Source organism: Nostoc sp., from assembly GCF_036917455.1.
Classification (GTDB): domain Bacteria; phylum Cyanobacteriota; class Cyanobacteriia; order Cyanobacteriales; family Nostocaceae; genus Nostoc.
The window spans coordinates 92,086-114,912 of record NZ_JBALDK010000201.1; the positions used below are offsets into that span (position 1 = coordinate 92,086).

A 22,827-nucleotide genomic window follows, 5' to 3' on the forward strand; every position below is an offset into this window, starting at 1 on the left:
TTAAGAATTTAGTTTGAATCTTAATTTTAGGCTCCTAAATATTTGAGGAGTGAAAGTTATTTATGAGAAAAATTAGTGCCGCCTTAACCTTCGGTATAGCTACCATCGCAACTGGATTTTTAGTTGGGGCTTGTGGTGATACCAGTACCCCCAATGGGACAGCTACCAACGGAAGTACCGCTACCCCAGCAGCGAACTCAACTACAACAAACACTGCTAAAGGGCTAAAAATTGGTTCCCTGCTACCCACAACAGGCGACTTGGCTTCTGTAGGACAGCAGATGCTAGGTTCTGTCCCCTTACTCGTCGATACGGTCAACGCTTGCGGTGGGGTTAATGGCGAACCAGTTAGCTTGGTGCAAGTAGACGACCAAACCGACCCGAAAGCTGGTGCTGCCGGTATGACCAAACTAGCAACTTTAGATAAAGTAGCAGGTGTAGTTGGCTCCTTTGCCAGTAGCGTTTCTAGTGCAGCAGTCTCCATTGCCACACCGAATAAAGTCATGCTGGTTTCTCCTGGTAGTACCAGCCCTGTATTTACTGATAAGGCCCAAAAAGGCGACTTTAAAGGCTTTTGGGCGCGTACCGCTCCCCCTGATACCTATCAAGCACTAGCTTTAGCCCAACTTGCCAGAAAAAAAGGTTTCAAGCGAGTTTCTACAGTCGTGATTAATAACGACTATGGCGTTGGCTTTGAAAAAGCATTTGTGCAAACTTTTGAAAAATTGGGTGGAACTATCGTTAATAAAGATAAGCCTGTCCGCTATGACCCGAAAGCGCAGACATTTGATACAGAAGCATCTGCTGCCTTTGCTGGTAAGCCAGATGCAGTCCTAGCTGTACTTTACGCTGAAACTGGCAGTCTATTCTTGAAAGCTGCTTATCAGCAAGGTGTATCTAAAGGAGTACAGATTCTGCTTACAGATGGAGTGAAATCACCGACTTTTCCAGAACAAGTTGGCAAAGGCAGTGATGGTAAATATATTTTAACCGGAGCGATCGGTACAGTACCCGGTTCCGATGGCAAAGCACTAGAAGCTTTCAACAAGCTGTGGAAGGATAAAAAGGGTGGTGAACCAGGAGAATACGCTCCTCAAGCTTGGGATGCGGCTGCGTTATTGACATTGGCAGCACAAGCTGCTAAAAAGAATACAGGTGTTGGTATAGCCGGCAAAATCCGTGAAGTCGCAGATGGGCCTGGTACAGAAGTTACCGATGTCTGCGAGGGGCTGAAGTTACTTAAAGATGGTAAGAAGATTAACTATCAAGGAGCCAGTGGCAACGTAGATGTTGATGCTAACGGCGATGTTGTTGGTGTATACGACGTTTGGACAGTAGGAGACGACGGCAAAATTAAGGTAATTGACAAAGTTACCCCTAAGTAGAAAGTTAGGAATTAGGAGTTAAGAGTTATGAATAAAATATTACTAACTCTTAACTCCTAACTCTTATAACCCGGTGAAGTTGTAACCAACTCCTAACAACAAGCCGATATCAGTTTGATCGAAAAATCCTGCATTGACAGAGGCTGTTGCTGTGAATTGAGGAGTTAGAGGCACATCAATACCAGCAGATGCCAAAAAGGCAAATTGCGAATCATCGCCAGTTTTGTAAGCTGCACCGACTCCAACGTAAGGTGCGATCGCTAACGGTTCGCTAAAAGCATCTGCTGACTTGAAGGTAAAATCGTAGGTGATCGGCAGTAAAATTGTGGTGTTGTCCCCAAATATGGCTGAAGGGCGCACCGATATAGAATTTGTCAGCCCGATTTTACTGACTACTGCGAAGTTACCATCACCCAAAGACGTGTCACCACCATTTAGACCTATGTTAGCAGCAACTCCAACATAGCTACTACCACCACGGTTTGTTCTACCTAAATCAATATCCGATTGCGCCACTTTGGTAGCAGATGGTTCAGAAGTAGTTTGAGAAGTCGGTTGTACAAATTCAGAGGTCAGGGTCGCAGATGAGGTTGCTACTGTGCCTGGAACAGGCGTAGACGTTGCACTGGCATTTGCAGCGTTTGAGGGCTGCTGTACCTCAGCTAAATTTGTTGCTGTAAATGTTTCAGTTGTTTCTGTAGAAAGCTTTTGGCTTACAGTGTCTAGTTCTGTACTAAACTCATTGGGAGACGCTACGCTTGCGGAAGGGTCGGTTAATGCCTGACTGCTCACCTTATCTACCGTCTGAGCACTTGCAGATAAGCCGCTACTCAGGACTGTAAGAGCAGCTATACCTGGCAACCAAAAAACACCTTTACGAAGAAAAATAGTATTCACATTCACTCCTAAAACAAAATTGCCACGAAAAATAAAGGTTTTTGTTGATTTAAGTCAACAAATTCGGGCAACATTCAAAATTTAACACCAAAAAATCGGATTTCACATCCTGACTTTGCTGGATTTATCTATAGTTTTAACGCACCGAAAATTTCGGATGGTGCGTTGGTCTACGGCATAACACACGCTACAAAATTACGGTTTTTAGAAGTTGTATGTACACCGTAGTACGAATGGCACTAAGTTAAGCTGAAGGCTAGGCGGCGTAAGGATTGCAGAGGGGCAGGGGGGCAGAGGGGAATTTCTATCTCTTCTGTTCGTATACTTAAAATTGCTTAAAATTTTTCCTTTCTCCCCTGCACCTCTGCTGCCTCAACGATTTTCCCTTTTCTTAGTGCCATTCCACCGTAGTATAAAGAAAATAGGAAATTCTAGGCGGCGACTACTATAAAAGAGGAGGTTCCTGTGGGGTATTGGTTAGTTTATTTACGCTGTGCTGCACTAGGAATTGCGCTTTGTAACAAAAAAAGATGATTGCGAAGTTATATTACGAAGCTTGCAAAAATATTTAGAAATTGTCTACAAAGCAAACATGGTTCTAACGTAGAACCTATATAGGAGAGACTTGAGGCAAATGTAATGAGCGGAAATAATATTCAAAAGTATCGGTTTGTCTGTACCCTGACTTTTGGTGACATCTACGGTCAAATAATTGTTTGGTTAATTACAATTACCCTAAGTTTGGCATCTGCCTTGGCGCTGATGGGTGCCAAGCGTCCTGTGTACGCTTTAGCAACTGCGGGTTTGGTCGTTCTGCTATCGCTACCTTTCTTGTTGTTTGCGTTTGTCACTACCTTGTTAAATCATATTGAAGTCAGTCCTGTAGGACCGGGAACCAAAATGGAACCTATACCAGGTAATGTGTCTCAACAACAACCTGTACAAGCAGCTAGCTAAAGAATTAGGAAACGCGATTAATTGCTTTTGTACAAAAGTTAGGAGTGAAGACCTAACTTTCCATTTTTGACTTTTCACTCCTAATTTAAAAATTTGTAATAATATCCCTGTCTATAGGCAGGGAATTTTTTTGTAGAGACGCGATCGCAACGCACTACCTGATTAATCACCTCTCTACAATAGAACAGCAGTGGTTTGCAATCAGGGGGCTAATTATGCTAGAACACGATGTAATTATTGTTGGGGGTGGATTGGCGGGATGTCGTGCTGCTGTGGAAATTGCCCGCACTGACCCCAGTTTAAATATTGCAGTGGTTGCCAAAACCCATCCAATTCGTTCCCACTCAGTAGCGGCTCAAGGTGGTATGGCTGCATCGCTGAAAAATGTTGATTCACAAGATAGTTGGGAGGCACATGCTTTTGATACTGTCAAGGGTTCTGATTATTTGGCAGACCAAGATGCTGTGGCAATTCTCACCCAAGAAGCGCCAGATGTGGTAATTGATTTGGAACATCTAGGGGTTTTGTTCTCTCGTTTACCCGATGGTCGGATTGCCCAAAGAGCTTTTGGCGGACATTCCCACAACCGCACTTGCTACGCTGCCGATAAGACCGGTCACGCGATTTTGCACGAATTGGTTAACAATTTGCGGCGTTATGGGGTGCAAGTTTATGAAGAATGGTATGTGATGCGTCTCATTTTGGAAGAAAATGAGGCCAAGGGTGTGGTGATGTTCCATCTTTTGGATGGACATATAGAGGTAGTGCGGGCCAAAGCAGTGATGTTTGCCACTGGGGGCTATGGTCGCGTTTATAATACCACCTCTAATGATTACGCTTCTTCGGGTGATGGTTTGGCAATGACTGCGATCGCAGGTTTACCCCTTGAAGATATGGAATTTGTCCAATTTCACCCCACTGGTTTATATCCCGTAGGGGTGCTGATTTCGGAAGCGGTTCGGGGCGAAGGGGCGTATCTGATTAATAGTGAAGGCGATCGCTTTATGGCAAACTATGCGCCCAGTCGCATGGAATTAGCTCCTCGTGATATTACCTCACGAGCGATCGCTTATGAAATTCGCGCTGGTCGTGGTATTCATCTCGACGGTAGTGCTGGTGGCCCTTTTGTCTATTTGGATTTGCGGCATTTGGGCAAAGAAAAAATTATGAGTCGCGTCCCATTTTGTTGGGAAGAAGCACATCGTTTGGTGGGTGTTGATGCGGTAACTCAACCGATGCCAGTGCGTCCGACAATTCACTATTGTATGGGTGGTATCCCAGTTAATACTGATGGGCAAGTCCGCAGCAGTGGTGATGGTTTTGTAGATGCTTTCTTTGCAGCTGGCGAAACATCTTGTGTTTCCGTACATGGTGCCAATCGCCTTGGGAGTAATTCTCTACTGGAATGTGTCGTTTATGGCAAGAGAACTGGGGCTGCGATCGCCAAATTTGTCCAAAAACGCAAGTTACCCTCTGTAGATGAGCAACGCTATGTAACGCAAGCTCAGCATGAAATCCAAGCTTTGCTAGAACAATCAGGACAATATCGGATTAACCAAGTCCGTCAGGCTTTCCAAGATTGTATGACTGAGTACTGCGGTGTTTTCCGCACTGAGGCATTAATGAGTGAAGGCTTACACAAATTAGCAGAAATACAACAGCAATACCCTGAAATTTATTTAGATGATAAGGGAACTTGCTGGAATACAGAACTTGTCGAAGCCTTAGAATTGCGAAGTTTGATGATCGTGGGACAGACAATTCTAGCATCAGCCCTAAATCGTCAGGAAAGTCGTGGCGCACACTTCCGCGAAGATTATTCCCAGCGAGATGATGCTAATTTCCTCAAACACACAATGGCTTACTATTCACCAGCAGGAATTGATATTCAATATCGACCGGTGGCGATTACTATGTTTGAGCCAAAAGAGAGGAAGTATTAGCCAAAGATAAATTTATTTGCAAAACCGAGGTGACATTCAAGAAGAATTCAGAGCAGACTCGCGATCAGTTGGGGATTCAGACCCGCTACTGAATTGTTGCACCACAAAATTTTCAATTTGGTAGGGGTTTTAAACCCGTTTATTCAGACGCTGGATGACTCGCTTCTCGCGTCGCTATCCGCCACTCGTACAGAATTCATCCTGTTAGCGGATAGCTAAGGTTTAGCCCATTCTGACTCCTGAATTCTATTTTGATAAAAATTTAGTCCGCATTTTTGTTAAGTCTAAAAAATTGGAAGCATAAGCTTTTCGTCGCAGAAAAATTATGCTTCCAGTCACAAACAGCTATAACGAGACTTAAAGTTTAAGGATGGAGCTAAGCGGATTCGAACCGCTGACCCCCTCAATGCCATTGAGGTGCGCTACCAACTGCGCTATAACCCCTTAAAATCCATTATACATAATGGCTTAGTTATTAGTATTTTGTCAAGCTTTTTGTAGAAACTAAATTTTAAATATCTCCTCTACCACTTAACCCTCACAAGGACACTTGCAATAAATAGGTCATACAGTGCCCCATCAAAAAGTAAACTACTAACATAGCAGCAGCAGCCAGAGCAACTAATGTACCAGCCAACATTAGAGAAAATTCTTTACTCTCGTAGGCTTTTTCCATTAAGTGCAGCGACCATGCTACTAGGGCCACATCAAAAAGTAAAATAGGAAGCAACATATTTTTTAATATTTGTTAATACTTGTAAAATAATATTAACACCCTTTTTAGGAAGTGTGTCTAACCTCAGATGGATGTCATTAACTAGTAATTCGTGGATCAAGATAATGTTCGGACTGGCACGTTGCGATCGCGCAAATAATTTTTGATTTCTGCTACACTTAGCTGACCGTAATGTAATAGGGATGCTAGTAGTGCGGCTTCAGCTTTGCCTTCAGTTAGGGCAGTGTAGATATGTTCGCAATTACCTGCGCCACCAGAGGCAATAACTGGAATTTCTACAGCCTCGGCTATTGCCCGTGTGATTTCGATGTCATACCCAGCTTGGGTTCCATCGGCATCCATACTTGTCAATAGAAGTTCTCCAGCCCCGCGTTTTTCAACTTCCTGTGCCCACAATAGGGCATCTAAGCCTGTATTTTCCCTTCCACCCCGCACATACACATCCCAACCTGGATTTTCCGGGTTATTTCTGCGTCTGGCATCAATAGCAACAACTATGCACTGATTACCAAAGCGATCGCTGGCCCGATTAATCAAATCTGGATCGCGCACCGCCGCAGAATTAATACTAACCTTATCTGCGCCTGCTCGTAACAAAGCTTTAACATTTTCTAAGGATTGAATCCCACCACCCACAGTCAATGGAATAAAGACCTGTTCAGCAGTTCGGTAGACGACATCTAAAATAGTAGCTCGGTCTTCATGAGTAGCTGTAATATCCAGAAATACTAACTCATCAGCACCGGCTTCGTTGTAAACCTTGGCCAGTTCTACCGGATCGCCCGCATCTTGGAGATTAACAAAGTTAACTCCTTTTACAACCCGTCCCGCCTTCACATCTAAGCACGGTAAGATTCTTTTAGATAACATAATAACTTTTGTACTTCTGGGTAATTGACCGGAATTTAAATTTTAAATTGGCGCGGGTATTTCCAAACGAAAATTTTCACGGGCATGGGGAATGAGGCATTGGAATTAGGCCAGAGGTGACAGGTGACAGGTCGTAGATGAATAATCTGTACCCTATAACCTGTAACCTATTCCCTTCTCTACTCCCCAGTCCCCAGTCCCCAGTCCCCAGTCCCCAGTCCCCAGTCCCTTAAAAGTAGATAGCTGAAATTATGGCGATAATCTCCTCGAAAAAACAGCCTCCAGAACCCAACGGAGAACCAAAGCAGCGTCGGGAGTCGGCGAAAGCACCATCCACAGAAAATATTTTGAAGCCTGAAGCTGCTGTTGATGAACAAGAACAGCAGGAAGAAGGGATTCGGCCGCACCGATTTGCCGATTACATTGGGCAAAAAGATTTAAAGGATGTGCTAGATATTGCCATTAAAGCAGCTAAGTCTCGTGGTGAGGTTTTGGATCATTTGCTGTTGTACGGGCCGCCGGGATTGGGTAAAACCACAATGGCAATGATTTTAGCATCGGAAATGGGGGTAAATTACAAAATTACTAGTGCACCAGCCCTAGAACGTCCACGGGATATTGTCGGGCTACTGGTGAACATGAAACCAGGGGATATTTTATTTGTGGATGAAATTCATCGCCTCTCAAGGATGACGGAGGAAATTCTCTATCCGGCGATGGAAGATTATCGCTTAGATATTACGATTGGTAAGGGTTCTAGCGCTAGGATTAGAAGTTTGCCACTGTCAAAGTTTACCTTAGTGGGAGCTACAACCCGTGTTGGTGCTTTAACTTCACCACTGCGCGATCGCTTCGGTTTAATTCAAAAACTCCGATTTTACGAAGTTGACGAACTGACTAAAATTGTACTGCGAACCGCTCAATTACTCAAAACCCCTGTTACAGAAGATGGTGCAACAGAAATTGCCCGTCGTTCGCGCGGAACACCACGGATTGCTAATAGACTACTAAAAAGAGTCCGTGATTATGCGGAAGTAAAAGTATCTGGTGAAATTAATGAAATCATTGCATCTGAAGCTCTGCAACTATTCCAAGTAGATCCATGCGGTTTGGATTGGACAGACCGCCAGATGCTGAGTGTGATAATTGAACAATTTAACGGCGGGCCAGTGGGGTTGGAAACAATGGCAGCAGCGACAGGTGAAGATACTCAAACAATTGAAGAAGTGTATGAACCTTACCTCATGCAGATTGGGTATTTAACTCGGACTCATCGTGGGAGGATGGCGACAAAAGCAGCGTATAAGCATTTGGGATTCACGCCGCCTAATGAACAGTTGTCATTATTGTAATTATGGAAAATTGGGCATTTGGCACAAAAGGCAGAGGGGCGCTTGGGGCCAAGGGGGAGAATTAAGAATTACCTCTTTCCCGTCTGTTCCGGGAGCAATGCGATTTTGTGAGTAGGGGGAGCAGGGGGAGCAGGGGGAGCAGGGGAGGCAGGGGAAGAGAAAGAAATAAGTGTATTTATAGCTATAAAGGTCGTAAAAAATACTAAAGTTTTCTCTTCACTCCCCCTGCTCCCCCTGCCTCCCCTGCCTCAAGAGCTCTTTTCACGAGGATCTCACTTTTTCGCGTTGCTCCCCTCTGTTCCCCAGTCCCGATTCCTCATTCCCCACCTTCAAGACACAGGTAAACCAAAATGATTAAGTTGATTGGTATTTTTCTCAGTCTATTACTCGTGTTTGGCTGGGTTACACCAGTTATGGCACAATCTCAAACGTCCAACAAGATTACAGAAGAACAATTAAAACAAGGTGATCAGTGGGCAAACCAGGCGTTTATGGCGACGAATCAAGGTGATTTTGCGACGGCTGAAACTTACTGGACAAAGATTATTGAGCAATTTCCCACTAATGCAGGGGGGTGGAGTAACCGGGGAAATTCGCGGGTAAGTCAGAATAAGTTACAAGAAGCGCTGGCAGATTATAACAAAGCTATAGAACTAGCACCGAATGTCACCGATCCATATTTGAATCGGGGGGCGGCGTTGGAAGGGTTGGGAAAATGGGATGATGCGATCGCAGATTATAATCATGTCTTAGAACTAGATCCTAAAGATGCGATGGCATATAACAATCGGGGAAATGCCAAAACAGGTTTAGGAAAATGGGAAGATGCGATCGCGGACTACAAAAAATCTAATGAGATAGCCCCAAATTTTGCCTTTGCCCGTGCTAACTATGCCCTCGCCCTCTATGAAACTGGTCAAAAAGAGCAAGCAATCCGGGAAATGCGAAATATCGCCCGTAAATACTCCAAATTTGCTGATATGCGTGCCGCCCTCACAGCTGCATATTGGGTAAATGGAGAACAAGGTGAAGCCGAGAGTAATTGGGTGGCAGCTTATGGGCTGGATAGCCGCTATAAGGATATTGATTGGGTAAAAAATATCCGCCGTTGGCCTCCCAGCATGGTATCAGCTTTAGATAAATTTTTGAAACTCCAGTAATTAGCAGGTACATTAAAGGGAAAGCGAAGCGATCGCTCCCACCTGATTCTGAGACTTTTTACACTAAGTTAGTCTCAAGAACTCGCTGATTTTGCTGACGCTTTCCAATTACTACCATTGGTACACCACTGCTTGGTGCTAACAGGACGCTTTTCCTAACTGGCAGTACTGGCTGTGTATCAGCTAATTTCATTTGCCAATCAGATAGTACAGTTGCCAATACCAGTTTCATCTCAAATAGGGCAAATGCCATGCCAATGCAGCGACGATTACCACCACCAAAGGGCAAAAATTCTGTTGGAGTAAATTGTCTTTCTAGAAAACGATCTGGCCTAAACTGCTTGGAATTAGGATATAAATCTTCTCGATGATGGCTCAAATAAATACAAGGAACTAATATAGTCCCAGAGTCAAATTTGTAGCCTGCAATTTCTAAAGGTGATTTAACCAATCGATTTAATCCCAACATTGCCACTGGATACAGGCGCATTGTTTCCGAACAAACTGCATTCAAATAAGGTAATCGGAAAATGGCGTTTGGGTCTTTGTTCTCACCCAGGCTATCAAGTTCTTGCATCAGTTTTTCCCGGACTTCAGGCTGATGATGAATCCAGTACAGCGCCCATGCCAAAGAACTGGCTGTAGTTTCATGGCCTGCAACCAACAAAGTCATCAACTCATCACGTAATTCCAAATCTGTCATCGGCTCACCTGCTTCATCACGAGCCGCCATCATTAAAGACAGAATATCACTTCGAGACTGGTCGCCAAGCGATCGCCTCTCTTGAATTTCAGCATAGATGAGATCGTCCATTTCCTGCCGCAAACGTAGATAACTTCCCCAAGGACTGCGAGGCCCTAAATCCTGCCGTAATAATGGGAACAGGAGGAATATTGCCCGCAAGATAGGCTTTTTTGGATTCAGGATAGCAATTAGGATTTCTTTGAGTTTTTCATAACGAAGTCCGTCCTTTAAACCAAATACAGCCTTCAAAATCACCTGAAAGGAGATTTCTTGCATGGATGGCAAGACTGTAAAGCTTTCCCCGACTGGCCACTCATTAGTTACTTGCTTGGCGATTTCACAGATTAAATCACCATAAGCCTGCATTCTTTCCCCATGTAGAGGAGGTGTCAGCAGTTTACGCTGGCGCTGGTGAGGTTTTCCTTCTAAGGATAGTAGAGAATTTGGCCCTAATAAAGGCGTTCCTGAACCTGCTGCTGCACCAGAATCTAACTGTTTGGGATCGGTGGTAAAAATCTGCTGAATCGCCTGGGGATTGCTAATGAATACTTGAGGCGTAAAAACTGGGCCAATCCGCAGAGTGAAAATATCACCATAGCGTTTAGCACAGGCTTCCATATATTCCACGGGGTTAGTAAGCCATTGATACGTCTGTACCCAAGGGTGAGTTTGAGGGCCGTTAGGAAGTTGAAGTGCAGACATTTTTATTAATCTCCCAATGATTAAAGCAAGATTGTTATCAGCTAGTCATTCATGCACCCCTAGCTTGATTGATCTTAGAACACAGATTGGGCAGATGAACTTACCAATTCTTGAATCTGTCTTGGGGTCAATTCTTGCACATTACGCAAAACTACTGCTGCTCCTGCTGCTAGCAGTGTCTCACTGTATGCATCACTACGGGCTGCTGTTTCCTGCACATGGGGCGGTAAAACTCCTACTCCAAGCCAAGGGCGAGAAGAATCTATATCTCGTGCCTTCTCGACGGTATACATATCTGCGACTGTATCTCCGACATACACAATCGCTGATTTTTGCTCAATTCCATTTTCTAACTCACGAACTGTAGCAAAAAGTCCAGTGGGGTCAGGTTTACCTGGTGCATCTTCCATCGCAATCAATACAGGAGATTGTAAGCCAAGGCGTTTTTCTAAGACATAGTTCGCGGAAGCACGAGTTGCGCCGCTAAAAAATCCCCAAGCAATCCCAGCTTGGGTAAGTTGCTCTAAATAGCTAGGTTGTAATAATAATGGTTCATTACAGATATACCCAGTAAAATTACTTGGATCTGGGCCGCGGTAACGGGATTGAAAAAAAGCAACGATCGCACTGTAATCTAGTTGCAGTTGTTCGCGGCTCTGTTTTTGGGTTTCAAAGTAACGGTAAATTAATTCCTGCGATGCTTCCCAGTCGTTATTCCAAACGCCTTCAGACTTCAGTTGGTCAATATCTAGTGGGGTTGGGCGATATGCTTGGGTAGTAAAATATTCTACCGTATCTGCGATCGCTCGGCGATAGGAACCGCTAACATCGCGTACAACGCCATCAATATCGAAAACAACGATCGCTTTTGCAGAAGTTTGTTGAGTCATGGAGTAGGAAGCAAAAGAGTTTTACATCATCATAATACGCTCATGACTCAGGTAGAAAATCGGGGTCGAGGGTTTGCTCTGGCGTGAAGGGAGATTGTTCGGGGAAGATAGCAATGGCTAATCCAGTTTCAATTACAGCCAGTCGTCTAGAGGTTTCATAGCTTTCGTCGAAAACCCGATCGAAGTGAGGCTTTAAACTCGGACTTTCCTTGAGTGCCTTTTGGACTCGCCTGCGGTGTTCCAAAATAGTGTACTGCCAACTTTTTGAGCGCCTTTCAGTTTGAATTTGGTATTTGAGCAGATGCATCAGCAATACTTCCAGATTGCTCTCTAATGCACGTTTTTCACTTCTGCCCATCGTTTCAATTTCTTCAATCAGGTTGTCTAAGTCCAGTTCTGTGAGCCGACCTTGTTTGAGCAGTTCTACTGTGGTTTGAATCCACAGGTAAAAGTCTTGCTCATACAAATCTGAATTAGATGTTATTTGAGATTGGGGCAGTTGGGCAGTCACGTCGCTTCGCTCCGAATTCAAAATTCAAAATTAATAATCTCCAGTCTTTGACGGTCATAAGCCTCTGTAGCTAGGGCCAACTACACCTTATGCTAACCCAATCCAATCACAGTTTGGTCATTTGATAGGGTATTGCGTTAAAATAAGCGATCGCTATCCTAGTTCAGTAATGCCCGGAAATTCCCGGAGGTGTGATTGACCAAGTTTATTTTGAAAATTCTGTGGTTAGACGAAAACGTTGCTCTTGCAGTGGATCAAGTTGTAGGCAAAGGCACCAGTCCTTTGACTAAGTACTTTTTTTGGCCCAGAAATGATGCCTGGGAAGAATTAAAAAAGGAATTAGAATCCAAACATTGGATTACCGATTTAGATCGTGTCGAGTTGCTTAACAAAGCAACAGAAGTGATTAACTACTGGCAAGAGGAAGGCAGAAACCGTCCAATGGCAGAAGCTCAGTTGAAATTTCCAGAAGTTGCCTTCACAGGTAGCGCCTGATCTTACAATATTAACTATGTCTACGATGGGCTACGCCTACGCGCTGTTCTACAAGCTGCCACAGTTTGATAGTCTTGTCTCTGCTGCCACTTGCAATTAATTGTCTAACTTTGCTCACAGCAACAGCAGATACTGAGTCTACATGACCAGAGAGAGTAACAATCTCTTCTGCTGTGCTTACCCTCCAAAGTTTAACTGTTTTGTCGCAACTTGCACTTAGGAGTGTTTCGCCATCGGCAGTAAAAGCCACAGCCACCACAGACCAAGAATGGCCAACAAGTGTGCAAATTAGCTGACCAGTGTTTACCTCCCACAATTTAATAGTGTTATCATCACTACCCGTCGCCAAAATTTTCCCATCGGGACTGAAAGCGACTGTCAAAACCGCCCATGCATGACCCGAAAGGGTGCTTAACAAGCTATAGCATGGGCGGTTTTCAAATTTTTCCTCAAACTCTCCAAATGCTCTCAATTGCCACAGGCGAATCGTTCTGTCATAGCTAGCGCTGGCTAAAATCTGGCCTTGAGGACTAAACGCTACTGAATTTACCTGTAATTGGTGTCCAGCGATGGTGTAAATTTCTCTGCCAGTATTTACATCCCAGAGTTTGATTGTCTTATCCCAGCTACCACTAGCGAGAATCTGCCCATCTGGACTGAAAGCAATTGATTTTACAGCGTGTGAGTGTCCCACTAAGGTGCAGATTTCCTTTAATGTCTCAATCTGCCATAATTTGATAGTTTTATCATCGCTAGCAGTTGCCAGAATTTTCCCATCAGGACTGAAAGCAACTGATTTTACAGCTTGAGAATGTCCTGATAAGGTAGCTAGAACTTTTTGGGTATTTAAATCCCACAATTTGATGTTTTTGTCATCACTTCCACTGGCTAAAGTGTAATAGTCAGGACTGATGGCAAGGGCATTCACACCACTTAATGTCCCAGAATGCCCAGTTAAGGTATGCAAGCATCGCCAAGGAGGATTTGGTAATTTAATTTGAGTTTTACATTCCATACCCATTGCTTGCATAACTTCATTAGCTGATTGAAAGCGGCGGTTAATAGCATTTTGCAGCAGCTTGTCGAGGATTTGGGTCAAGCGTAGACTCTTTGAGTCTTGTCGCCAATCGCTAACTTTGGTCGTAAGATATTGTTGCCAGACCCAACAATCGTTAGCAATATCAAATAAATCAAAGGGTGGAATCTGGGTAAGTAAGTAAATACAAGTTACACCCAAGCTATATAAATCACTAGCAAAAACTGCTTTTCCTCTAGCTTGTTCTGGTGCGGCATATTCTGGACTGCCGATACTGGTTTCAAATGTTAACCGATCGATTTCTGTGACGATTTTCGCAGTGGTAAAATCGACTATGACGAAATCCCCTTTTTTGGTAATTGGGGATCTACGGATGATATTCTGGGGTTTGATATCGCGGTGAATGATATTGCGATCGCTAATAAACTGCAAAACTGGCAACACATCTTCTAACAGTTGCCAAATCTGAGTTTCATTAAAAGCGCCCTCCTCTTCAACCACCTGAGCTAAATTAGTGCCTGCAATAAACTCTTGCACTAAATAAAAATGCTCATTCTGCTCAAAATAAGCTAATAAAGCCGGAATTTGCGGATGTTTTCCTAATTCCTCTAGCTTTTGCGCTTTTTGCTGAAAAGTTTTAGACGTTTCGGATTGCAGCGATAATTCTTGAATAACGCAAGGAATTGGAGGAAACTGACCTTCATCTACAGCGAGGAAGGTTTTACAGATTCCCCCTTTACGAATCTGCTTGATTAAACGATAGCGCTCTTGTAAAAACAAAACTTTCCTTTCAGTTAAATCGGCGGTTAGAAACCGCGTCTATACAGGCAAAAGCCACCTCCGTGGGTTTCAAACCCTCCATTTCTCCTTAGTGCGCGGAGGTGGACTTCGTTTGTATAGCCGCGTTCGCGTCAGCGTGCCGGAGGCTCTATTCTATTCGCCCTGGCTCTAAGTTGACACTTATGGACAGATGTGATGTCCAACTGGATGTTACTTATCTACAGGAAAATTCACAACTATAGGTGGATAACCATTTTCTGTGGTTGGTTCTCCTTTGGTAACTACTGGTTGTGGATGCAAAGGTGTTGGTATCAATTCACCTTTACCAGTTTGATTCCATAAAATCATCGATAGTAACCCATCCACTAAGCCATTATTGCTGCCGTTACTACCAACTAAGACATCTGGAATCAAGCGGACATTGCGATCGCCTATAATCTGCATTAGTTGCATTGCTGTATAACCTTGTGGGCCCAAAGCTTCCACACCAGCGCGGTAGGTTTCAGCTTTAGCGTTACCTGTGGCCCGAATACCTTCAGCCTCAGCAATTGCCCGGAGTTTTGTCCCCTCAGCTTCACCGTTCGCCTGTTTAATTTGGGCTTGGGCTTTTAGGTCAGCAATATGCACACTTTGCTCCGATTTCACCATTTCTTGCTGGATATTAGCCAGTGCCGTTTCCCGGACAAGCTGCTGGCGTTGAGTTTGCGCCATCTGCTGGACTTCATAAGTCTTGCGTTCTTCTTCGGCAATTTTCCGGTCTGTCTGTGTCTGCATTAACGACGCTGGTGGCAGAATATCACCAATCAGGGTGTCGATCGCTTGCACGTCATAAGCCCGCAATGCTGTTTTAATATACTCAGCAGCTTCAGCTTGTCGCTCACTCCGAGCCGTCAAAAAGTCTAGTACAGTATAGTCTTGGGCTGAGTTGCGGAAATAATTACCGATAGTTGGTTCTAATACATGGTCTACGAGATTTTGCATTACACCAACGCGAGAAATTACCTTCGGGGCATCTAATGCACCCACATGGATAATTTGCGCTACTTCTAAATCAAAGGCAAATCCATCACGCGATCGCACTGTTAAAGAAGCCAGTTTAGCATCATAGCTGTGGCGTTCAGTTCGACCCGACCAGTTTAAAACGATGTTGGTCGTTGGCACAAGTTCAATCTTCATAATCCGGGAATTAATCGGATGCTTACCAGGATATAGCGGTTCAACCCACACACCCTTATGTCCCTGATTCACCAAGTTACCGTGGGTGAAAGCTGCACCACTAACATCTTGATGTGCCTTACCTACGAAAGAAATCACCACACCCACATACCCAATGGGAATTTCCGTCATAGGTACTTGTTCAACCTGAACAAACCAAGGATTCAAGTTCCAAGAACCAGAAAGCAAAATCTGTTCTTGTAAACCTCGCCGTCCACCTCCATCAATAAATTTATAACCATTTTGGAAGTTGTCGTGTCCGTCAATTACGGGGCCTGCGAGTTCACCAGCAGAAATTGGTACACCATCTAAGGTAGTGACAATGCCAACTTTGTCAGATGCAAGACTGTATACTCGCAACTGTTCTGGAGTCATGCCATGAGCGCCGGCATTTGATGCCATGATGACTTTAAACAGGGCGGTGTTAATCCGGTACGTACCTGCGGTGAGAAAACCCATCTGCCGCCCTTTTTCCCCACCTTGGATAAGGAATTTTCGAGCATCTTGAAAGTTGTCACAAGTCACAATTTTACCCAAAATCCGCTCTGGTGGGTTGGATGCCCCATCTGCCGCCACAATCAAAGCGATTTCCCCTTGGGGAACGACAATTACCGCTTCTTTTTTTACAGAATACTGCCAAGGCCAATAGCCCCAGTGCCAACCAGGAGGCAAAGTATCTGCCTGTAAACCTGCTTCACCATTAAGAGCAATCAATCCTCCGGCTGGGATTCCGCGCCCGGAAAGGGTAAATTTTCTGACCACAATGCCAACTTCACGTTCGCCAATAACCACTAGTCCGCCAAAGAATAGGGGGACGAATATGACTAAACCACCGACAAGGACGATGGGAACCAGTCCAAAAGGATTAATTCCAGCAGCTTGATATTTAGTGCTACTAATTTGTAACTGAGCAATATTTGGTGTAGTCTGATTTAGCTGGACTGATACCGAAGTTATTTCTTTTGCAGTAGTTGTTTTTACAGGAGTAGCATTGGCAGAATGAATACTGCTAGCGATCGTCAAAGACGTTGGTGCAGCGATCGCTAACGTTGCTACGATAGATGCTGCAAAACGAGCTACCTTATTTTCTTTACGAGTACCAAGCAAAGATGAAAAGCTTTTCATAACTTGTGCCCATTTGGGCAACTAATTAGCTAAGTTAACACTTCAACAAAGCTTGCCTCGATTTCTTAAACTTGACGTAATTTTTTAAAAATTTAATAAATAATTTGTAGGTTGGACATTGCCCAACCTACAAATTTGAAATAAAAAGTTAAATTAGACCGAACCGCCAGCCGCTTGAAACCGAGCGCGGGCGCGTTTGAAGGCTTGATTTGCCTTAATTTGGGCTTGGCGATCGTCTACTGAGACTTGAGTGAGTCCCGCTTCTGCTTGGTTGTAAGCAGCACGAGCTTCTTCTAGGTTAATTTTGTCGCCACGTTCAGCGCCGTTAACCAGAATTGTCACTTCATTTTCTTCGACTTCGGCAAAGCCACCCAAAAGAGCGATCGCTTCCCAATTCTGATTTTTCGCAGCACGGACTCGCATTACACCAGTATCCAAGGCTGTCAAAAGTGGTGCGTGTCCAGTGAGGATACCTAGTTGACCAGTGGTGCTAGGCAAAATTACTTCTTCAGCTGGAGCATCCCAGACTGTTTTATCTGGAGAAATTACCCGAACGGTTAATGTCATTTGTCTTTTGTCCTTTGTCCTTTGTCTGTTGTCCTTTGTCATTTATGTCTTTCGTAATTGCCATTAGTCATTAGCAGTTGAACTAATGACCAATGACTAATGACTAATGACCAATGACTAATGACTAATGACTAACCTTTGATTTTTTCAGCTTTAGCGATCGCTTCGTTGATATCGCCAACCAAGTAGAAAGCCTGTTCTGGCAAAGCATCTAACTCACCAGACAGAATCTTTTGGAAGCCTTTGATGGTATCTTCTAACTTCACATACTTACCAGGAGAACCGGTAAATACTTCTGCTACAAAGAATGGCTGAGATAAGAAGCGCTCAACTTTCCGCGCCCGTGCCACGATTAGACGGTCTTCTTCAGACAATTCATCCAAACCGAGAATGGCGATAATGTCTTGGAGTTCTTTGTAACGTTGCAGAGTTGATTGCACCGCCCGAGCAGTATTGTAGTGTTCCTCACCGACAATATTTGGTTGGAGCATGGTGGAAGTTGAACCCAGGGGATCAACTGCGGGATAAATTCCCTTAGCTGCCAAACCGCGAGACAGTACTGTGGTTCCGTCCAAGTGGGCGAAGGTGGTAGCAGGTGCGGGGTCGGTTAAGTCATCCGCAGGTACGTATACTGCCTGAATGGAGGTAATGGAACCCTCTGTTGTCGAGGTAATCCGCTCTTGCAGTTCACCTACGTCGGTTCCCAATGTGGGCTGATATCCTACCGCAGAAGGCATCCGACCTAATAGCGCGGATACTTCAGAACCTGCTTGTACAAACCGGAAGATATTATCAATAAACAGCAGCACATCCTGCTTGTTCACATCCCGGAAGTATTCTGCTACTGTCAATCCCGAAAGACCAACCCGCATTCTCGCTCCGGGTGGTTCGTTCATTTGACCGTAAACTAGAGCAATTTTTGATTCGTTGAGGTTGTCTTTGTTGATAACCCCAGATTCCATCATTTCGTTGTAGAGGTCATTGCCTTCACGGGTGCGTTCACCCACGCCAGCAAATACGGATACTCCACCATGCTGGGTAGCGATGTTGTTGATCAATTCCATCATGATCACGGTTTTACCAACACCAGCGCCGCCGAATAGACCAATCTTACCGCCGCGTCGATAGGGAGTCAGAAGGTCAACAACTTTAATCCCAGTTTCAAACACCGAAGGTTTGGTTTCCAGGTCAGTGAATTTGGGAGCCGAGCGGTGGATGGGTAGAGTTGCTTCAGCATTTACTGGGCCTCTGTTGTCCACAGGTTCGCCAAGGACGTTGAAAATTCGACCCAAGGTGGCTTTACCAACTGGCACGCTGATAGGAGCGCCTGTATCGGTAACTTCAAAACCGCGCACTAAGCCTTCTGTGGAACTCATCGCAACAGTCCGCACCTGATTGTCGCCCAGCAGTTGCTGTACTTCAATGGTGATGTTGATTTCCTGTCCAGCTTCATTGGTGCCTTTGATTTTCAAAGCGTTGTAGATTTGTGGCAATTTCCCGCCGGGAAATTTAACGTCTACAACTGGGCCAATGATTTGGGTAATGTAGCCAATGTTTGTTTTTTCTGCGGTTGTGACCATGCTGCGCCTAATGAGTGAAGCTATATTTCAGATAAGGTCGGAGAAGACATAAAATTAAGCAATGTCACCTTTCAGATTAGCACTGAACGCCCCCACCTTCGCCTTAAATTGATCTTTAAGACTGGGGCTTGGGGATCAAAATTAAGGTAAGTTTTAGCATGGGGACTAGGAAAGACTCAAAATTAAAACTGGCGTGTCATGATGATTTTAGACACAGGACTTAGGAATTACGCAAAACTATACACGGTAGAATCCCTTATTTCGATCTCACGGTTTAAATTATTGAAGGCAGAATTAGTGTTTCAGGCTTTCTCAGAATTGCGATCGCCTACACCAGTGCAATTCAGTAGTTTATTAGAATTATAAAGTATTTAGGTATAAAATTTTTTTCAGCCAAACCTAATCCAGGATTGGGTTTGGCTGTAGTTTCATCACACTTTCACCGAGCAACAGCTTATGAATTTCTCGTCACCGCGACAATATTTTTATCAGGAGATTCAGCAGGCTGACGAAAACATTGACCTAGCAAAGGCAGCTTTGTATATCGCCCAAGAAGAATATCCTAAGTTAGACCCAGAGGAATATCTTAATGCCCTTGATACAATGGCATGGGAGCTTCAAGAACGCCTGCCTGATTCACGATATCCTCTGCGGATAGTTCAAAGCATTAATCAGTATCTCTACGATGATTTAGGCTTTTCTGGTAATAAAGTTGACTATTACGATCCGCGCAATAGCTTTTTTAATGATGTCATTGACCGCCGATTGGGAATTCCCATAACCTTGGCGTTGGTTTACGTGGAGGTTGCCAGACGGATTGATTTTCCGATGGTGGGTGTAGGGATGCCAGGACATTTTCTAATTCGTCCAGATGTTCCAGATATAGAGATTTTTGTCGATGCCTTCAATGGCGGTGAAATAATATTTGCCCAAGATTGCGAAGAACTGCTGTCTCAACTTTATCAGCAACCTGTAACGCTACAACCAGAATTTTTAGCTGTAGTCAGTAATCGGCAATTTTTGGCCCGAATGCTGACAAATATAAAACTTATCTACTTCAAACAACAAGAGTTAGAAAAAACGCTGGCAGCGATTGAACGAATTTTGTTACTGTTTCCTAATTTAACTTTAGAATTGCGCGATCGCGGCTTAATCTCCTATCAACTCGGTCACTACCCCCAAGCAGTAAACGACTTACAAAATTATTTAGCAGCAGTTCCTGATGCCCAGGATGCATCAATGATTCGGCGGCTACTTACCGAGTTGGGTAAGGACTAGGCCCGGATTTCTCACCATGTCTCGATTAAGCCTGTGCTTGAGCAGGGAAGCAGGGGAGTAGGGGAGCAGGGGAGCAGGGGAGCAGGGGAGAGTTCAAATACCAAGTTCTTTCCCCTCTGCCCCTCTGCCCCTCTGCCCCTCTGCCTTTTGTGCCCAATTACGAATTACGAATTACGAATTTTCTGCGACTCGTTTCAGGCGGCGGAGTTGAGCTTGCATATCTTCTTTTGTCCAAGAAGCAGCAAAGGTGTTGAAACCCCAACCTACTAAAGGGTTAGGAATATCGAACTCAAAACGGTTTAGTAGAAGCGTTCCCTTTTCTGTGGGTTGACATTCCCAGCGATCGCGCCCTTGAAAAAATCCCTGGAATTCCCAGACTACCAAACCCGGTTGTCGTTCTACAACTACGCTATTCAAGGTGGGTTTCAGCAGAGGAATTTGAATAATAAAACGACTTTTACTACCGACATCGGTACTCCAAGCTTCACCCACAGGTTCGCAACGCAGGACGGGGTTGAGCCAGCGTTGCATAAGAGCTAAATCGCTAATACAGCGCTCCACCACCGTAGCTGTAGCATTAATTTGAATTGATTGTTCTAAAACTTGGGGCATTCCACATCTTCGATGCTGTTGCTGCAATTAGAGTAACGCAAAATTTGCCATTGTCAGTAGATTAAATCAAATTTTTAGTAACAAAGTCAAAAATTACTCTTGATATCAATGCGATAGATGTATGTTTTTACTGGTAAATTGATAGGCAAAACACTTACTCAGTGTTTGCGGCGAATACTTAAGCTTAATTTCCGAAATGAACACAACTTGGCAAGGAATAACCCAGGTGATAGGAGTTGGTTTGCCCATGAGAGTGCAGCAATTTTTGGCACAATCGCCCAGTCTGCAACCGATACAACCAGTAGTGAATCAAGGAATCGCTAATGTACAAGGTATTGTTCAACAGATAATTCTGTTTACGCCCCGTCTACTGGGGGCAGTAGCAATTTTGTTAGTAGGTTGGCTAATTGCAGCGATCGCAGCTGCGGTGACGCGAGGAATCCTCAATCGCACAAATATAGATAATCGCATTGCCGCAGGGGTAACAGGTCGTCAGGATGTTCCTCAAGTGGAGAAATTAATCTCCAGCTTAGTCTTTTGGAGCATTATTCTATTGACGGCGGTAGCTGTTTTACAGACGTTGGATCTGGAGGTAGCCTCTCGACCCCTAAATAATTTTCTCAATCAACTTATTGGCTTTTTGCCAAATTTGGTTGGTGCGGGAATCCTTTTAGCAACCGCCTGGTTTTTGGCGACCATTGTGAAGATTATCACTGTGCGATCGTTACAGGCATTTAATCTGGATGAGCGTTTGAATCCAGAACCAGAAGACAGGACACCTAGCCTGAATCAGTTGTCTCTGAGTGACACCATTGGTAATGCTCTGTATTGGTTTATATTTTTACTGTTTCTCGCCCCAGTTTTAGATACTCTTGGACTAAGACAGGCTCTACAACCAGTACAAGCTCTGATTACACAAGTTCTGCTAGTTCTGCCAAACATTTTAGCTGCCGCGCTAATTGCTTTAGTTGGCTGGTTTATAGCTAATGTGGTGCGGCGGATTGTGACGAACTTGTTGGCGACAACTGGGATCGATCATTTAGGTAGTCGTTTGGGATTATCTGCGGCTGCGGGGGTGCAACCTCTATCAAATATTCTCGGCACAATTGTCTATGTTTTGATTTTGATTCCTGTGGCGATCGCAGCGCTTAATGCTTTGCGAATTGATGCGATCTCTGTCCCGGCGATCGCTATGCTGCAACAGATTCTTAACGCTCTCCCTGCCATCTTTACAGCCGTGGCAATTTTAATTGTTGCCTATTTCGTGGGGCGGTTTGTCGCAGATTTGGTTATAAGTATCCTCACCAATTTAGGCTTTAATAACATTTTCACTATTTTGGGTCTAACAACACCAGCTAGACGCATCCAAATTTCAACCGAACCAACAATTGCCCACACCCCAAGCCGGACTCCATCTGAAATTGCAGGTATTGTTGCCTTAGTGGGTATCATGCTGTTTGCAACGGTGGCGGCGGTGAATATCTTGAATATCGCAGCCCTGACAGCATTAGTGTCTGGGATTGTAATTATATTTGGGCGGATTTTGGCGGGATTGGTAATCTTTGCCATTGGCTTATTCTTGGCAAATCTGGCTTTTAATATCATTACCAGTTCCGGCGAACGTCAGGCAGAGATTTTGGGACAAGTAGCGCGAATTGCGATTATTGCTTTAGTCTCTGCAATGGCACTGCAACAGATTGGAGTTGCCAGTGATATTGTAAATTTAGCCTTTGGACTTTTATTAGGTGCGATCGCAGTTGCTATTGCCTTAGCCTTTGGTCTTGGTGGACGCGATATTGCCCGCGAGCAAGTTCAAGAATGGCTAAACTCTTTTAAAGGTAGAAACTAAAACTTGAGAAAGGTGCAATTTCGTCTGTAAATCTTGCAATAGTACAGCCATAAGCATCAATAGTGCAGAAAATCTGCTTAAGAGGTTGAAAGTTAGAGCTTCAAAACTCGGAGTTTGAGTGAAGAATTTGACATTTCGAGTT

At 44.3% G+C, this 22,827-nt stretch carries 19 protein-coding genes and 1 tRNA gene; 8 read left to right on the forward strand and 12 right to left on the reverse strand.

Features of this window, described 5'->3' with window-relative positions; genetic code table 11:
* Window positions 1-62 precede the first annotated feature (62 nt).
* Window positions 63-1,385 carry an ABC transporter substrate-binding protein gene (locus V7K42_RS21745; RefSeq protein WP_334919388.1) on the forward strand — a complete coding sequence of 441 codons (1,323 nt, stop codon included), beginning with the start codon at window positions 63-65 and terminating at the stop codon, window positions 1,383-1,385.
* Window positions 1,386-1,448: 63 nt separating this feature from the next.
* Here V7K42_RS21745 and V7K42_RS21750 read toward each other — a convergent pair whose 3' ends face one another.
* The gene (locus tag V7K42_RS21750; protein WP_334919389.1) at window positions 1,449-2,282 is read right to left on the reverse strand and encodes a hypothetical protein; all 834 of its coding nucleotides are present in this window, start codon (window positions 2,280-2,282) and stop codon (window positions 1,449-1,451) included.
* 639 nt (window positions 2,283-2,921) lie between these two features.
* On the opposite strand from V7K42_RS21750, the gene V7K42_RS21755 reads away from it, so the two are divergent.
* Both V7K42_RS21755 and V7K42_RS21760 read left to right on the forward strand, forming a co-directional pair.
* Window positions 2,922-3,239: a hypothetical protein gene (locus V7K42_RS21755; RefSeq protein ID WP_012409297.1), complete on the forward strand. Its 318-nt coding sequence runs from the start codon at window positions 2,922-2,924 to the stop codon at window positions 3,237-3,239.
* 215 nt (window positions 3,240-3,454) lie between these two features.
* Window positions 3,455-5,182 (forward strand): succinate dehydrogenase/fumarate reductase flavoprotein subunit, encoded by a 1,728-nt coding sequence (locus V7K42_RS21760; RefSeq protein WP_334919390.1) that lies wholly within the window; start codon window positions 3,455-3,457, stop codon window positions 5,180-5,182.
* 371 nt (window positions 5,183-5,553) lie between these two features.
* Here the strand turns inward: V7K42_RS21760 and V7K42_RS21765 are convergent.
* From V7K42_RS21765 to hisF, 3 genes are all read right to left on the reverse strand, one after another.
* Window positions 5,554-5,626, reverse strand: a tRNA-Ala gene (locus V7K42_RS21765).
* 94 nt (window positions 5,627-5,720) lie between these two features.
* Complete coding sequence (locus tag V7K42_RS21770; protein WP_012410736.1) at window positions 5,721-5,915, reverse strand: hypothetical protein; 195 nt, start codon at window positions 5,913-5,915, stop codon at window positions 5,721-5,723.
* A 99-nt stretch (window positions 5,916-6,014) separates the two neighbouring features.
* Complete coding sequence (gene hisF, locus V7K42_RS21775) at window positions 6,015-6,788, reverse strand: imidazole glycerol phosphate synthase subunit HisF (RefSeq protein ID WP_334919391.1); 774 nt, start codon at window positions 6,786-6,788, stop codon at window positions 6,015-6,017.
* A gap of 251 nt (window positions 6,789-7,039) precedes the next feature.
* Between hisF and ruvB the strand changes: the two genes are divergently transcribed.
* The gene (gene ruvB / locus V7K42_RS21780; protein WP_334919392.1) at window positions 7,040-8,140 is read left to right on the forward strand and encodes a Holliday junction branch migration DNA helicase RuvB; all 1,101 of its coding nucleotides are present in this window, start codon (window positions 7,040-7,042) and stop codon (window positions 8,138-8,140) included.
* A 350-nt stretch (window positions 8,141-8,490) separates the two neighbouring features.
* Window positions 8,491-9,300, forward strand: coding sequence for a tetratricopeptide repeat protein (locus tag V7K42_RS21785; RefSeq protein ID WP_334919393.1), 810 nt, complete (start codon window positions 8,491-8,493; stop codon window positions 9,298-9,300).
* Window positions 9,301-9,358: 58 nt separating this feature from the next.
* Here V7K42_RS21785 and V7K42_RS21790 read toward each other — a convergent pair whose 3' ends face one another.
* From V7K42_RS21790 to V7K42_RS21800, 3 genes are all read right to left on the reverse strand, one after another.
* Entirely contained in the window at window positions 9,359-10,747 is a 1,389-nt protein-coding gene (locus V7K42_RS21790; RefSeq protein ID WP_334919394.1) for a cytochrome P450, read from the reverse strand.
* Between the two features lie 74 nt (window positions 10,748-10,821).
* Window positions 10,822-11,637 carry a TIGR01548 family HAD-type hydrolase gene (locus tag V7K42_RS21795; protein ID WP_334919395.1) on the reverse strand — a complete coding sequence of 272 codons (816 nt, stop codon included), beginning with the start codon at window positions 11,635-11,637 and terminating at the stop codon, window positions 10,822-10,824.
* A 40-nt stretch (window positions 11,638-11,677) separates the two neighbouring features.
* Entirely contained in the window at window positions 11,678-12,148 is a 471-nt protein-coding gene (locus tag V7K42_RS21800; protein ID WP_334919396.1) for a DUF29 domain-containing protein, read from the reverse strand.
* Between the two features lie 195 nt (window positions 12,149-12,343).
* On the opposite strand from V7K42_RS21800, the gene V7K42_RS21805 reads away from it, so the two are divergent.
* Complete coding sequence (locus tag V7K42_RS21805; protein WP_094333099.1) at window positions 12,344-12,643, forward strand: 30S ribosomal protein PSRP-3; 300 nt, start codon at window positions 12,344-12,346, stop codon at window positions 12,641-12,643.
* Between the two features lie 10 nt (window positions 12,644-12,653).
* On the opposite strand, the gene V7K42_RS21810 is transcribed toward V7K42_RS21805, so the two are convergent.
* The 4 genes from V7K42_RS21810 to atpD form a co-directional block, all read right to left on the reverse strand.
* Entirely contained in the window at window positions 12,654-14,459 is a 1,806-nt protein-coding gene (locus V7K42_RS21810) for a serine/threonine-protein kinase (protein WP_334919397.1), read from the reverse strand.
* A gap of 210 nt (window positions 14,460-14,669) precedes the next feature.
* On the reverse strand, window positions 14,670-16,799 hold the full coding sequence (locus V7K42_RS21815; protein ID WP_334919398.1) for an SPFH domain-containing protein: 2,130 nt from the start codon (window positions 16,797-16,799) through the stop codon (window positions 14,670-14,672).
* Between the two features lie 153 nt (window positions 16,800-16,952).
* On the reverse strand, window positions 16,953-17,366 hold the full coding sequence (gene atpC / locus V7K42_RS21820) for an ATP synthase F1 subunit epsilon (protein WP_334919399.1): 414 nt from the start codon (window positions 17,364-17,366) through the stop codon (window positions 16,953-16,955).
* A gap of 131 nt (window positions 17,367-17,497) precedes the next feature.
* Window positions 17,498-18,946, reverse strand: a complete 1,449-nt coding sequence (atpD, locus tag V7K42_RS21825; protein WP_094327671.1) for a F0F1 ATP synthase subunit beta — start codon at window positions 18,944-18,946, stop codon at window positions 17,498-17,500.
* 456 nt (window positions 18,947-19,402) lie between these two features.
* On the opposite strand from atpD, the gene V7K42_RS21830 reads away from it, so the two are divergent.
* Window positions 19,403-20,224 (forward strand): SirB1 family protein, encoded by an 822-nt coding sequence (locus V7K42_RS21830; protein ID WP_334919400.1) that lies wholly within the window; start codon window positions 19,403-19,405, stop codon window positions 20,222-20,224.
* A 171-nt stretch (window positions 20,225-20,395) separates the two neighbouring features.
* On the opposite strand, the gene V7K42_RS21835 is transcribed toward V7K42_RS21830, so the two are convergent.
* On the reverse strand, window positions 20,396-20,836 hold the full coding sequence (locus V7K42_RS21835) for an SRPBCC family protein (protein WP_334919401.1): 441 nt from the start codon (window positions 20,834-20,836) through the stop codon (window positions 20,396-20,398).
* 196 nt (window positions 20,837-21,032) lie between these two features.
* Between V7K42_RS21835 and V7K42_RS21840 the strand changes: the two genes are divergently transcribed.
* Entirely contained in the window at window positions 21,033-22,685 is a 1,653-nt protein-coding gene (locus V7K42_RS21840; protein ID WP_334919402.1) for a mechanosensitive ion channel, read from the forward strand.
* Window positions 22,686-22,827: the final 142 nt, after the last annotated feature.